Origin of the sequence: Exiguobacterium aurantiacum, assembly GCF_024362205.1 — a bacterium.
GTDB lineage: Bacteria > Bacillota > Bacilli > Exiguobacteriales > Exiguobacteriaceae > Exiguobacterium > Exiguobacterium aurantiacum_B.
Window position 1 is genome coordinate 1,126,491 of record NZ_CP101462.1, and the last position, 13,412, is coordinate 1,139,902.

The 13,412-nt window shown below is 51.7% G+C and carries 12 protein-coding genes; 11 read left to right on the forward strand and 1 reads right to left on the reverse strand.

Annotated elements, in window-relative coordinates; all coding sequences use genetic code 11:
* Positions 1-39 precede the first annotated feature (39 nt).
* The 9 genes from NMQ00_RS05840 (at position 40) to coaE (ending at position 11,048) form a co-directional block, all read left to right on the forward strand.
* Complete coding sequence (locus tag NMQ00_RS05840; protein ID WP_255178324.1) at positions 40-504, forward strand: DUF441 domain-containing protein; 465 nt, start codon at positions 40-42, stop codon at positions 502-504.
* A gap of 185 nt (positions 505-689) precedes the next feature.
* Complete coding sequence (citZ, locus tag NMQ00_RS05845; protein WP_255178325.1) at positions 690-1,802, forward strand: citrate synthase; 1,113 nt, start codon at positions 690-692, stop codon at positions 1,800-1,802.
* Positions 1,803-1,920: 118 nt separating this feature from the next.
* Positions 1,921-3,189: an NADP-dependent isocitrate dehydrogenase gene (icd, locus tag NMQ00_RS05850; protein WP_131437491.1), complete on the forward strand. Its 1,269-nt coding sequence runs from the start codon at positions 1,921-1,923 to the stop codon at positions 3,187-3,189.
* Positions 3,190-3,219: 30 nt separating this feature from the next.
* The gene (mdh, locus tag NMQ00_RS05855; RefSeq protein WP_255178326.1) at positions 3,220-4,155 is read left to right on the forward strand and encodes a malate dehydrogenase; all 936 of its coding nucleotides are present in this window, start codon (positions 3,220-3,222) and stop codon (positions 4,153-4,155) included.
* Between the two features lie 196 nt (positions 4,156-4,351).
* Positions 4,352-5,056, forward strand: a complete 705-nt coding sequence (locus tag NMQ00_RS05860; protein ID WP_255178327.1) for a response regulator transcription factor — start codon at positions 4,352-4,354, stop codon at positions 5,054-5,056.
* Entirely contained in the window at positions 5,053-6,780 is a 1,728-nt protein-coding gene (gene pnpS, locus NMQ00_RS05865; protein WP_255178328.1) for a two-component system histidine kinase PnpS, read from the forward strand. Before NMQ00_RS05860 ends, pnpS begins: the two co-directional genes overlap by 4 nt.
* Before the next feature lie 207 nt (positions 6,781-6,987).
* On the forward strand, positions 6,988-9,585 hold the full coding sequence (gene polA, locus NMQ00_RS05870) for a DNA polymerase I (protein WP_255178329.1): 2,598 nt from the start codon (positions 6,988-6,990) through the stop codon (positions 9,583-9,585).
* A gap of 20 nt (positions 9,586-9,605) precedes the next feature.
* Positions 9,606-10,430, forward strand: coding sequence for a DNA-formamidopyrimidine glycosylase (mutM, locus tag NMQ00_RS05875; protein ID WP_255178330.1), 825 nt, complete (start codon positions 9,606-9,608; stop codon positions 10,428-10,430).
* A gap of 12 nt (positions 10,431-10,442) precedes the next feature.
* Positions 10,443-11,048, forward strand: coding sequence for a dephospho-CoA kinase (gene coaE, locus NMQ00_RS05880; protein WP_255178331.1), 606 nt, complete (start codon positions 10,443-10,445; stop codon positions 11,046-11,048).
* Between the two features lie 17 nt (positions 11,049-11,065).
* Here the strand turns inward: coaE and NMQ00_RS05885 are convergent, their stop codons facing one another.
* Positions 11,066-11,548 (reverse strand): site-2 protease family protein, encoded by a 483-nt coding sequence (locus NMQ00_RS05885; RefSeq protein ID WP_255178332.1) that lies wholly within the window; start codon positions 11,546-11,548, stop codon positions 11,066-11,068.
* Positions 11,549-11,703: 155 nt separating this feature from the next.
* Between NMQ00_RS05885 and NMQ00_RS05890 the strand changes: the two genes are divergently transcribed.
* A complete protein-coding gene (locus NMQ00_RS05890; protein ID WP_255178333.1) occupies positions 11,704-12,735 on the forward strand; it encodes a glyceraldehyde-3-phosphate dehydrogenase in 1,032 nt (343 codons plus the stop codon).
* A 231-nt stretch (positions 12,736-12,966) separates the two neighbouring features.
* Positions 12,967-13,353, forward strand: a complete 387-nt coding sequence (speD, locus tag NMQ00_RS05895; RefSeq protein ID WP_029595188.1) for an adenosylmethionine decarboxylase — start codon at positions 12,967-12,969, stop codon at positions 13,351-13,353.
* Positions 13,354-13,412: the final 59 nt, after the last annotated feature.

Below are 13,412 nucleotides of genomic sequence, written 5' to 3' on the forward strand. Positions count from 1 at the left end.
TGAGGTCGGTTCTTTTTCCATTCAGAAAGAGAGTGTGTGATGAGTGCTTACTTATTTTTGCTGTTGCTCGTATTGATTGGGGTCATCTCTCATAACCAGTCGGTCATCATCGCTAGCAGCGTTCTATTGATCATTAAAGCGGTCGGATTCGGCGACCAGCTATTCCCGACGCTCGCCTCGAAAGGAATCCATTGGGGTGTGACGATCATTACGATTGCCGTCCTCGTTCCGATTGCGACCGGCGACATCGGTTTCAGGGAATTGTGGAATAGCATTAAAGGTCCAGTCGGCATCATCGCGTTCGCCTCTGGCATCTTCGTCGCGCTCGCCGCCGGACAAGGAGTCCAACTGATGCGGGTCGACCCCGTTGTGACGACGGCACTCCTTGCTGGGACTATCCTAGCCGTCGGTTTCATGAAAGGCGTGCCGGTCGGACCGCTCGTCGGTGCCGGGATTGCCGCCTTGATTTTAGGTGGATTTAGCCTGGTTCAAAAATGGTTCTGACATTTTTTGACGTCTGGATACGCTTACATTTCTTTTTTTCAGTAAATTGTTTATACTAGATAAAGGACAGGGTGGAGCGAGATCGAAACGGATTGGGGAAAGTGTTCGACTTCCCGCCCTTATTCCCTACACAACAGACTGTATGATGCGGTCGATCACTTTTAAAGACTGAGGGGGAGTTATTGATGTCAACGACAAAAGGGTTAGAAGGAATTGTGGCAGCGGCCTCAAAAGTCAGTTCGATTATCGACGGACAATTGACTTATGGAGGATACACAATCGATGATTTGGCGGACCACGCCACGTTTGAAGAGGTTGTTTTCCTATTATGGAACGACCGACTTCCAAAAGCAGATGAATTAACTGAGCTCTCAGAAGCGCTCGTGAAAGAAGCCAAATTACCAGAAGAAGTGATCGCGACGCTCGAGCGGGCGCCGAAGTCGGCCAATGCGATGGCGACGATTCGGACGGCCCTTTCACAGCTCGCGCTTTATGATGAAGAAGCTGAAGATATGAGCACAGAAGCGAACATGCGCAAAGCGATTCGTCTCCAAGCCCAAATCGCGACGGTCGTGACGGCGTTCGCTCGTCTTCGTAAAGGCGAACAACCGGTTGCGCCGAAGCCTGGTCTTTCATATGCGGCCAATTTCCTATACATGTTGAATGGAGAAGAACCGAGCGAAGTCGCCGAGAAGACGATCGACAAGGCGCTCATCCTCCATGCTGACCATGAATTGAACGCGTCGACGTTCACGGCCCGCGTCTGTGTCGCTACTTTGTCTGATATCTATTCAGGCGTGACGGCAGCGATGGGCGCCCTCAAAGGCCCGCTTCACGGCGGTGCCAATGAGGCTGTCATGAAAATGCTCCACGAAATCGGCTCGGTCGACAAAGTCGAAGAGTACGTCCGTGGCAAATTCGAACGCCGTGAGAAAATCATGGGCTTCGGGCACCGTGTCTACAAAGACGGTGACCCGCGAGCGAAACATTTGAAAGAGATGAGCCGCCAATTGACGGCCCAAATCGGCGAGCCGGAATGGTATGAAATGTCTGAGAAGATTGACCATCTCGTCGAGACGGAAAAAGGCTTGAAGCCGAACGTCGATTTCTATTCAGCATCGACGTATTATGCGCTCGGACTCGACGAAGAGTTATTCACACCAATCTTTGCCGTCTCACGCATGTCAGGCTGGATCGCCCACATCCTCGAACAGTATGCGGACAACCGCTTGATTCGTCCTCGCGCCGAGTATGTCGGAGAGACGAACCGGTCTTACGTCCCGGTGAACGAGCGTTAATTGACGCGACACGAGAAGATCGAGTCACAATTTAGACATAAACTTTGGTAAACTAACAATTGACGTAGGTCGGCGCTCGCGTCGGCCTACATAAATGTACTTAGGGGGATTCATTATGTTGACACAAAACGAAAAGATCACAGTTGAGAACGGTGTATTAAACGTACCGAACGTACCGACGATTCCATTTATCATCGGCGATGGAACAGGTCCTGATATTTGGAACGCTTCAGTGCGCGTTTTTGATGCGGCTGTCGAAAAAGCGTACGGTGGCGAGAAGAAAATCGAATGGATGGAAGTGTATGCAGGAGAGAAAGCCTTCAACCAAAAAGGTGAATGGCTTCCAAACGAGACACTCGATGAAATCCGTGAATACTTGATCGCCATCAAAGGTCCATTGACGACACCGGTCGGCGGCGGAATCCGTTCACTCAACGTCGCACTCCGTCAAGAACTTGACTTGTACACGTGCTTGCGTCCGGTCCGTTACTTCACAGGCGTCCCGTCACCGGTCAAGCGCCCAGAAGACACAGACATGGTCATTTTCCGTGAGAACACAGAAGATATCTACGCAGGGATCGAGTACGCGTCAGGTAGCGACGAAGTGAAGAAATTGATCTCATTCTTGAAAGAAGAGATGAACGTCAACAAGATCCGCTTCCCAGAAACGTCTGGTATCGGCATTAAACCAATCTCGTCTGAAGGAACGAAACGCCTTGTTCGTGCGGCTCTCGAGTACGCAATCGCGAACAACCGTAAATCGCTCACGCTCGTCCATAAAGGGAACATCATGAAGTTCACAGAAGGCGCCTTCAAAAACTGGGGTTATGAGCTCGCCGAAGAAGAGTACGGCGACAAAGTCTTCACTTGGGCGCAGTATGACCGCATTAAAGAAGAATCAGGTGAAGCAGCTGCGAACGAAGCGCAATCGAAAGCAGAAGCAGAAGGCAAAATCATCGTAAAAGATTCAATCGCCGATATCTTCTTGCAACAGATTTTGACACGTCCGCGTGAGTTCGACGTCGTCGCGACGATGAACTTGAACGGGGACTACATCTCGGACGCGCTCGCTGCTCAAGTCGGCGGAATCGGGATCGCACCTGGTGCGAACATCAACTACGTGACGGGCCATGCCATCTTCGAAGCAACACACGGCACGGCGCCGAAATATGCAGGGCTCGACAAGGTCAACCCGTCATCGGTCATCTTGTCAGGTGAGATGATGCTCCGTCACATGAACTGGAACGAAGCGGCTGACCTCATCATCAACTCGATGGAGAAGACGATCGCCTCGAAAGTCGTCACATACGATTTCGCCCGTCTGATGGACGGCGCGACTGAAGTGAAGTGTTCAGAGTTTGCAGATGAACTAATCAAAAACATGTAATTCATCAGTTAAACCAAGGGGGAGAGCACAATGATACGTCGCAACAAGATTTCGGTTATCGGTAGCGGATTCACGGGAGCCACGACGGCACTGTATTTGGCTCAAAAAGAGCTCGGCAACGTCGTCCTTCTCGATATTAAAGAGAACGAAAACCCGACGAAAGGGAAAGCGCTCGATATGCAAGAGACGGCGCCGATTCAAGGGTTTGACTCGTGGATCACGGGGACATCGGATTACGCCGACACGGCGGACTCGGATATCGTCGTCATCACGGCGGGAATCGCGCGAAAACCCGGTATGAGCCGGGATGACCTCGTCTCGACGAACGCCAAAGTGATGCGAGCGGTCACGAAAGAAGTGGCCCGTTATTCACCGGATGCGATTTTGATCGTCTTGACGAACCCGGTCGATGCGATGACGTATGCGGCCTTCAAAGAATCCGGCTTCCCGAAAGAGCGCGTGATCGGTCAATCCGGCGTCCTCGATACGGCTCGGTTCCGGACGTTCGTTGCCGCGGAGTTGAACATCTCCGTGAAGGACGTCTCTGGATTCGTGCTCGGTGGGCACGGGGATGACATGGTCCCGCTCATCCGCTACTCGTATGCGGGTGGTATCCCGCTCGAGAAGTTGTTGCCGAGCGACCGCATCGAAGCAATCGTTAACCGGACACGTAAAGGTGGCGGTGAGATCGTTCAGCTACTCGGGAACGGTTCGGCGTATTATGCGCCGGCAGCGGCCATCGTCGAGATGGTCGAAGCGATCCTGAAAGATCAACGACGTATTTTACCGGCCATCGCGTATCTCGATGGTGAATACGGTTTCCACGACTTGTATCTCGGTGTACCGACGATTCTTGGTGCGAACGGGATTGAACGTGTGCTCGAACTTGAATTGACGGAAGACGAAGCAGCCGCGCTCCAGCGCTCGGCTGACTCGGTACGCTCCGTCTTGAACGTCCTTAACTGATTCCTCACCTCGCCTGCATGAGCAGGCGAGGTTTTTTGTAGGCTTGGATTTTGATAGACGCGTGCTACACTGAAAGAAGAACGTGGATTTGTTTTGTTTTTGTAAAGATTTGCTTTGAGATTGGTCTGATGTGTCATTGATTTGTAGAATAGGTAGTGTACATGACTGAACAGATAGATTAGAGGAGGAACTAAGCGTGGCCGAAAAAGTGATTGTTGTCGATGACGAGGTGTCGATTGCGACGTTATTAAAATTCAATTTGGAACAAGCCGGTTTTGAGGTCGAGACGGCGCATGATGGAAAGACCGGACTCGAACTCGCCGAGAAGCAGGACGCGGTGTTGATCGTCCTCGATTTGATGTTGCCTGAGATGGATGGACTCGAGGTCTGCAAGCGACTCCGCCAACAGAAAGTAAACACACCGATTCTTATGTTGACGGCGAAAGACGATGAGTTTGATAAAGTGCTCGGGCTCGAGTTAGGGGCAGACGATTATTTGACGAAACCGTTCAGTCCGCGTGAAGTCGTGGCTCGGGTCAAAGCGATTCTGCGACGCTCGGCCCCACAAGAAGCGCCGGCGATGGACGCGGACGTCATTGAGATTGGCGACGTGAAAATCATCGCTTCGAACTATGAGGTATTCAAGAACGGGGAGCGGCTTGAATTGACCCCGAAAGAGTTCGAACTGTTGGCCTATCTCGCCAAAAACAAAGGCCGTGTCTTGACGCGTGACCAACTCCTATCGGCGATTTGGAATTACGATTTCGTCGGCGATACGCGCATCGTCGACGTCCATATCAGCCACCTTCGAGAAAAGATTGAGCCGGTGACGAAAAAACCGACTTATATTAAAACGATACGCGGTCTCGGCTATAAGATGGAAGAGCCGATGCCCGAATGAAGACGTACCGCTCGCGTTTTTTGACGACGCTCATCCTGCTCGTGACGGGCGTCTTGCTGACCCTCGGGATCGTGCTTGGTCAATTGTTCAAAGACTTCTATTTGGACTCTGAACGCGATCGTTTGAAAGAGGACACTGAGCTCGCCGCCTTGTATTTGGAGGGCGGCGAGCTCGAGGCGATTCAAGACTATGTTCGGCAAATCGATGACGAGAGCAGTTTCGATATTTTGCTCCTCAATCGTCGGATGGAAGTGATCGCTGGGACGCCGTTTCGGGTCGGGTCGTTCGATTTTCGGATGGATGCGGCAACGATTCCGGATGATGGGACGTTCGGGAACGAGACGCGCGAGGATTTGATCCAGTTCACGAAACCGATTGAACTGTCATCGGGTGACACGGTGTATCTCAGTTTCATCCGCTACGTCTCCGATTTAGAAGGTGTTTATGACCGGATTTGGCTGACGATTGCTCTGGCCTTGATTTTCTCGTTCGTCTTGATTCTGTTCGTTTTGCACAATTTGACGAACCAATTCATCCGACCGATTGACGAGGCGACAATCGTGTTACGTGAACTTGCTGACGGGAACTATCGGGCCCGGGTCTACGAGTTGCGTAACGATGAAGAAACGGGCAGCTTGGCCGGGTCGATCAACGTGCTCGCCCGTAACCTCGAGACGATTTCCCTTGGCGAGTCCGTACAGCGGGCCAGACTCGAATCGCTGATCGAGTATATGGGAGCGGGGTTATTGCTTGTCGACGAGCGCGGCATTGTGACGCTCGTTAACCGCTCGTATCGCGACATGTTCCAATACGACGATTTGATGATTGGCCAATTTTATCATGGCATTTTGCCGAGCCCGGACGTCGAGACGTTGATTGAGGACGTCTATTTGACAGAAGAGCCTCACCGCCGCCAATTGTCGATTCGAACTGGATTTAACCAAAAGACGTATATGGTATCGGCCGCGCCGATTTTCAGCGATACAGGCATGTTACGCGGGACGACGCTTCTCTTTAACGATATTTCCGAGTTGAAACGACTCGAGAAGATGCGTAAAGATTTCGTCGCCAACGTCAGCCATGAGTTGAAAACGCCGCTCACGTCGATTCGAGGGTTCAGTGAGACGCTTCTCGATGGGGCGAAAGAAGTACCCGAGTTGCGCGATCAATTTTTGGATATCATTCAAAAAGAAGCGACACGGATGCAAATGCTCGTCGAGGACTTACTCGAGCTATCACGGCTCGAACGTGAAGATTTCCATTTGGACTTCACCCCGGTCCAACTCAATCAGCTCGTCGAGGAAGTCTGTCTCGTGCTGAGTCAGAAGGCGGAAGGGAAATCGATTCAGCTGGAGTCACGTCATGACGGGGAAGTCGTCTTGCAGGCGGACATGAACCGCATGAAACAAGTCATCTTGAACCTTGTCGCCAACGCCATCAACTATTCGCCGGAAGGCAGCCGGGTCGAAATCGCGGTCGAGAAGAGAGCGGACGGGTCTTATTTGATCGTCAAAGATAACGGCATCGGCATCGCGCCGAAAGAAGTGAGCCGAATCTTTGAGCGGTTCTACCGGGTCGATAAAGCACGAAGCCGCAACTCCGGCGGGACCGGTCTCGGCCTCGCCATCGTGAAACATATCATCGATCTTCATCATGCGACGATTCACGTGGATAGTGTCGAAGGCGTTGGGACGACGTTCACGATCAAGTTCCCGCTCGCTTAACATGGAATTCATGTCGGGTTCATACCGGCTTTACAAAGCGATGCTACTCTATAGACGAGACCTCTTCATCATCTCGTGTCCCGGCCGGTGCTCATCTCCACTCGGTCAGGAAGATCGACCCTTTTCTAGTACCTAGAAAAGGGTCTTTTTTTTCGAACGCATGTACCCGTATGATATGATGGAACCAGATAGAATGGAGGTTGACCAATGAATAAACTACTACTTCTTGATGGAAACTCACTTACGTATCGTGCGTTTTTCGCACTGCCTCCGATGACGGATGCGAGCGGCCGAAACACAAACGCCGTGTACGGGTTCACGATGATGCTGTTAAAGCTGATGGAAGATGAACAACCGACGCACTTCGCGGTCGCATTCGATGCGTCGAAGAAGACGTTCCGGCACGACACGTATGCTGACTATAAAGGCGGGCGTCAGAAAACCCCAGGGGAACTCCGTGAACAGTTCCCAATCGTCCGCGAGATTTGCGAGGCGTTCGGGATCAAAGTGCTCGAACTCGACCAGTACGAGGCCGATGACATCATCGGGACACTTGCGAAAAATACCGCGTTCGACCAAGTGACCGTCGTCACCGGAGATAAAGATTTACTACAACTGATTGATGACCGCGTCACCGTCTATTTGACGAAGCGTGGGATCACCGATGTCGAGACGATGGACGCGGCGGCATTTAAAGAGCGCTATGACGGTCTGAACCCGCTCCAAATGATCGATTTAAAAGGCCTGATGGGTGATAAATCCGATAACATCCCGGGCATCCCCGGTGTCGGTGAGAAGACGGCCCTCAAACTGCTCACGGCCTATGGTTCCGTGGAAGGACTGTATGAACATACGCATGAATTAAAAGGGAAACAAAAAGAGAAAGTCGAGGCGAACGAGCGGGAAGCGCTCATGTCGAAACAATTGGCAACGATTTATACCGACGTTCCAATCGAAATCGGCATGGACGAGCTGACGTTCCATCCGTATGACGCCGGTAAAGTGAAACCGCTGTTTATGAGCCTTCAGTTCAAGTCGCTTCTCGGAAAACTGAGCCTCGACGCGTCGAGCGAGGAAGCCGTGGAAGTGCGTGATGTGAACCACATCGGGATCGACGAGCAAGATTTGACGGAAGCGGTCCTCTTCCTCGAACAACTTCGCGACGACTATTTCGAAGAACCGGTCATCGGTGTGGCCATTGCCTCAATAGCCGGGGTGACGGTCGGCGATGCGTCGCTCTTAGACGTACCGGCTGTCCGGGATTGGTTGGCCGACGAGAGCCGGGCCACGATTTGTCTCGATGCGAAGCAGACGATCATTCAATTAAAACGCCATGGCATCTCGCTTCGTGGTTATGACGACTTGCTCGTTGCCGGATACTTGCTCAACCTATCGGGCGGAACGACACTCGATTCGATTGCCGCCCATTTCGAATACGCGTTGCCGGAAGACGAGGCGGTGTACGGAAAAGGGGCAAAACTGCACGTGCCGGAACAAGACGTGCTCGAGCAACATCTCGGGGAGAAGGCGATGGCCATCTTGACGTTGTTCGTGAACGTCAGCAAAGAGCTCGTCCAAAACGAGCAGACGTCGCTCTATGAAGATTTGGAACGTCCGCTCGCCTCGGTGCTCGCGGAGATGGAATGGGCCGGCATCCACGTCGACGTGTCCACACTGAAAGTGATGGAAGACGATTTGCGGGAACGGTTGCTTCAACTCGAGACGGAAATTCACAGTCTCGCGGGTGAGGCGTTCAATATCAATTCACCGAAACAACTCGGCGTCATCCTGTTCGAGAAGTTGGCGTTGCCTCCGGTGAAGAAGACGAAGACCGGCTACTCGACGGCAGCAGACGTGCTCGAGAAACTCGCGCCGCTCCATCCGATCGTCGAACATATCATGCATTACCGTGAACTCGGCAAGTTGCAATCGACATACGTCGAAGGGTTACAAAAAGTCATCAAAGACGACGGGAAGATCCACACCCGCTATACGCAGACATTGACCCAGACCGGACGGTTGTCCTCGGTCAACCCGAACTTACAGAACATCCCGATCCGATTGGAAGAAGGACGTCGGATACGCAAGGCGTTCACCGCGAGCGAGACCGATTGGATGCTGTATGCGGTCGACTACTCGCAAATCGAACTCCGGATCATGGCGCATATGTCCCAAGATGAGAAGATGCTCGAGGCGTTCCTGCATGACGAGGATATCCATACGTCGACGGCGGCCAATGTGTTCCGGGTTGCCAAAGAAGAAGTGACGTCGCTCATGCGTCGTCAAGCGAAAGCGGTCAACTTCGGCATCATCTATGGCATCAGCGACTACGGATTGTCGCAAAACCTCGGCATTAGCCGAAAAGAAGCGCAGACGTTTATCGATACGTACTTCGAACAGTTCCCGGGCGTGAAACGATTCATGGATGCCGCCATCGAGCGGGCACGGGAGCACGGTTACGTCGAGACGATGCTGAAGCGTCGTCGCAATATCCCGGACATCCATTCCCGGAACTTCAACTTGCGTGGTTTCGCGGAACGGACAGCCATCAACACGCCGATTCAAGGGACAGCCGCCGATATCATCAAAAAAGCGATGATTGACGTCGACGTGGCGCTCCGGAAGTCGGGCCTTCGGTCAAAACTATTGCTTCAAGTCCACGATGAGCTCATCTTCGAAGGACCAAAAGAAGAAATGGATGCGCTCGAGACGCTCGTGAAACAAGCGATGGAACATACGATCACCTTGGACGTGCCCCTCCGTGCGGACGGTTCGTTTGGTGAGACATGGTTTGATACGAAATAAGATCGAGAAAGGAAATCGATATGCCAGAATTACCAGAAGTGGAGACGGTCTGTCGCCGATTGCGGCCTTTCGTCTCAGGAAAAACGATTGCAAATGTCGAGGTGATCGACGCGAAAATCATTCGGGGTCACGAACCAGAGATTTGGAAACAACAGTTGCTCGGCGAGATGATTCAAGACGTCGAGCGACGCGGCAAGTTCATTTTATTCAAGTTGACGAACGGCTATCTCGTTTCGCATTTGCGGATGGAAGGAAAATTCTTCCCGCATGACGAAATGGTCATTCCGGTCAAACATACGCATGTCATCTTCACATTCACGGATGGGACGACGCTTCATTACAATGATGTCAGAAAGTTCGGCACGATGGAGCTGAAGACGAATGAAGACTTGTATGTGACACCACCCTTGTCGCTTCTCGCGCTCGAGCCGTTCGACCCGGAAGTGACAGCGGAGACGCTTCACAGTCGTCTGAAGCGGATGAACGTCCGTGCCATCAAGACGGCGCTGCTCGACCAATCGATTTTCGTTGGACTTGGCAATATATACGTCGACGAGACGTTGTTCCGGGCCGGGGTCCATCCGACCCGTCCGGCAGCCACCCTCTCACTTGAAGAAGTCCGACGGGTGCATCAGGAAGCCGTGGCCGTATTGACGGAAGCCATCGAACGAGGCGGGAGCACGATTCGGAGTTATACGAATCCGGACGGGGCGAGCGGGACATACCAAAAGACGCTATACGTGTATGGACAGACCGGGGAGCCATGTAAGCGATGCGGCCAACCGATTGAGAAGATGAAATTGGGCGGACGGGGCACACATTACTGTCCGCACTGCCAACAGTAAGAGGTGGACACGATGTTAAAGATTGGTTTGACAGGTGGAATTGCGACAGGGAAGTCGACCGTATCCAGACTGTTTCGAAAGCAAGGCATCCCGATCATCGATGCCGACAAGATGGCGCGGATCGTCATCGAGCCAGGGGGCAAGGCGTTCGCGGGCGTCCGCGAGGCGTTCCCGCAATGTTTCTCGGGCGATGAGTTGAATCGCCAGGCGCTCGGGCGAGATATTTTTCATGATGACGCCAAACGCCAGTTGCTAAATCAGCTCATGCACCCGGCTATCCGGGAAGAGATGCTTGAGGAGATGCGCGGCTATGAGGCGGCAGGTGAGACGGTCGTCATATTCGACATTCCGCTCTTATTCGAAGGGACGATGCGGGACCTCGTCGACTATACGGTCGTCGTCTATTGCCGTGAAGAGATTCAGTTGATGCGTCTTATGGAGCGTAACGGGTTGACGAAAGATGAAGCACTTGCTCGGATTCATGCGCAAATACCAATCGAGGAGAAGAAGCAACAAGCTGACTTTTTGATTAACAACAACGGTGCGTTAGGCGACTTGACGGCCCAGGTGGTCCGCCTCGTCGAACAATTTGAAGACATGAAAAAAGAAGGCGACTGAGCGCCTTCTTTTTTTGTTCAGTTGAGTGGATCGGCGTCAGGTCTTCCTTTCTTCCACGTATCGAAGATGGCACGCCCATCGCTCGGGTGGCCATTCGAATAGTAAATCGGATAGAGCGAGAAGAAGACGTAATAAAACGAGAAATAGGCGAACTGATACGTATAAATTGTCGGTTCGATCTCCCGCATTAAAATGAATCCATTCACAATCAAAATGCTCGCTACATTGAAAATCGAGCCGCCCGCATACACGATACTACGCGTCAGGCGGTTACTGTACTTCAAGTCGCTGAATTGACACCAGGCGTCATAGAAATAGACGCGATTGAATTGGAGGCGTCCGACTTTAAACAATTTTTTCCCGGTCCCAATCTCCATATCGAGCGAACCCCCAAACAGCTTCGCGAAGAAAAAATGACCGAATTGATGGATAATCGTCACAATTGGCAAAATGATAAAAAACGAAATGATAAACTTGTCTATATCTGTCCAATCAAACATGCTGTCCTAGCTCCTTTCCAAGCTCTACACCAAATTTCCCTCTTTTTCAAATCTGAAACTGTAAAAAAGTGAAAGAAATGTGACGATTCATAGTGAAAACGCTTCCAATTTTCCGTTATAATGATGTCGTAACGCAGAAAAAAGGGGGATTTTACATGGGGACGAAAGTTGCAATCAATGGATTTGGACGAATCGGCAGAATGGTGTTTCGAAAATTGATGCTCGAAGGGCGTCACGACGTGGTCGCCATCAATGCGAGTTATCCGGCGGAGACGCTCGCCCACTTGATTAAGCACGACACGGTCCACGGACCGTTCACACTCACGGTCCGGGCGCATGGGGATGCGCTTGAAGTCGATGGGAAGCGAATCATGCTCGTCTCCGAGCGTGATCCGGAGCGGTTGCCATGGAACGAGCTCGGTGTTGAAATCGTCATCGAGGCGACGGGGAAATTCAATTCTGATATTGGGGCAAAAAAACATTTGACGGCCGGTGCAAAGAAAGTCATTTTGACGGCGCCCGGGAAAGGCGAGCTACGGACGATTGTCATGGGGGTGAATGATCGTGATTATTTACCGGAGCACGATCACGTCATTTCGAACGCCTCATGCACGACGAACTGTCTTGGTCCGGTCGTCAAAGTGCTCGATTCGACGTTCGGGATTGAGACGGGACTCGTCACGACCGTGCATGCGTATACGAACGACCAAAACAATATCGATAATCCGCATAAAGATCTCCGGCGTGCCCGTGCTTGTGGTAGTTCCATTATACCGACTTCGACGGGGGCCGCGAAAGCCATCGGACTCGTCTTACCGGAACTTCAAGGCAAGTTGAATGGGATGGCGTTACGGGTACCGACACCGAACGTCTCACTCGTCGATCTCGTCGTTGAGTTGCGTCGTGACGTGACGGTCGATGAAGTGAACGAGGCGTTCGAGCGTGCGGCTCACGGAGAGATGACGGGTATCCTCGGTGTCTCGAACGAACCGCTCGTCTCAATCGACTTCAACGGTGATGAGCGTTCGTCGATCATCGATGCCGATTCGACGATGGTGCTCGGGGGCAATCACGTCAAAGTACTCGCCTGGTACGACAACGAATGGGGTTATTCGTGCCGTGTCGTCGACCTGTTGGACATGGTCGCGAGCTACCTGCAAATCGGGCAACAAGAAACCCACGTCTGAAAAAATATATTCACAAAAAAATATTTTCAATGAATTGAAACAAATGTCTTGTATCGACGTCCCAAACGCGATACACTCTAACTCGTGAACTTCAATTGGTCTGACAAACGCAACTTAAAGGGTTAGGACCTCTTAGGACTAACTTGCCCCCGTGGTTGTGGGCGATTCAGGCACAAAGTGAGTGATCATCAACTACTTTGAGACCATTGATGTAAAGGGGGATCCACTAATATGGATACTATGGGACGTCACATTATTACAGAACTTTGGGAGTGCAATCCCGACAAATTAAACGATATCGACTACATCGAGCGCTTGTTCGTCGATGCAGCACTTCGTTCGGGCGCTGAAGTCCGCGAAGTCGCTTTCCACAAATTTGCACCACACGGTGTAAGTGGGGTCGTCATCATTTCAGAATCACACTTAACGATTCACAGTTTCCCAGAGCATGGTTACGCATCAGTCGATGTATTCACATGTGGGGACCGAATCGATCCAGCTACAGCCTCGCAGTACATTGCAGAAGGCTTGGAAGCGAAAGTTCGTGAAGATGTGAAACTTGATCGTGGGATGGGACCGATTCGTGTTCCTGAAGCACAAGTTGCAATTAGCAAATAATCAGATTGACCTTTTGAGGCTGGCCGATTTTCGGTCAGCCCTTTTAATTGTTTTGTTAA

Excerpts from the sequence above, each read along its gene's own strand:
- mdh (WP_255178326.1), top strand. The coding sequence starts at position 3,220 with ATGATACGTCGCAACAAGATTTCGGTTATCGGTAGCGGATTCACGGGA.
- NMQ00_RS05885 (WP_255178332.1), bottom strand. The coding sequence starts at position 11,548 with ATGTTTGATTGGACAGATATAGACAAGTTTATCATTTCGTTTTTTATC.
- speD (WP_029595188.1), top strand. The coding sequence starts at position 12,967 with ATGGATACTATGGGACGTCACATTATTACAGAACTTTGGGAGTGCAAT.
- mutM (WP_255178330.1), top strand. The coding sequence starts at position 9,606 with ATGCCAGAATTACCAGAAGTGGAGACGGTCTGTCGCCGATTGCGGCCT.
- NMQ00_RS05840 (WP_255178324.1), top strand. The coding sequence starts at position 40 with ATGAGTGCTTACTTATTTTTGCTGTTGCTCGTATTGATTGGGGTCATC.
- coaE (WP_255178331.1), top strand. The coding sequence starts at position 10,443 with ATGTTAAAGATTGGTTTGACAGGTGGAATTGCGACAGGGAAGTCGACC.
- pnpS (WP_255178328.1), top strand. The coding sequence starts at position 5,053 with ATGAAGACGTACCGCTCGCGTTTTTTGACGACGCTCATCCTGCTCGTG.
- NMQ00_RS05890 (WP_255178333.1), top strand. The coding sequence starts at position 11,704 with ATGGGGACGAAAGTTGCAATCAATGGATTTGGACGAATCGGCAGAATG.
- citZ (WP_255178325.1), top strand. The coding sequence starts at position 690 with ATGTCAACGACAAAAGGGTTAGAAGGAATTGTGGCAGCGGCCTCAAAA.
- polA (WP_255178329.1), top strand. The coding sequence starts at position 6,988 with ATGAATAAACTACTACTTCTTGATGGAAACTCACTTACGTATCGTGCG.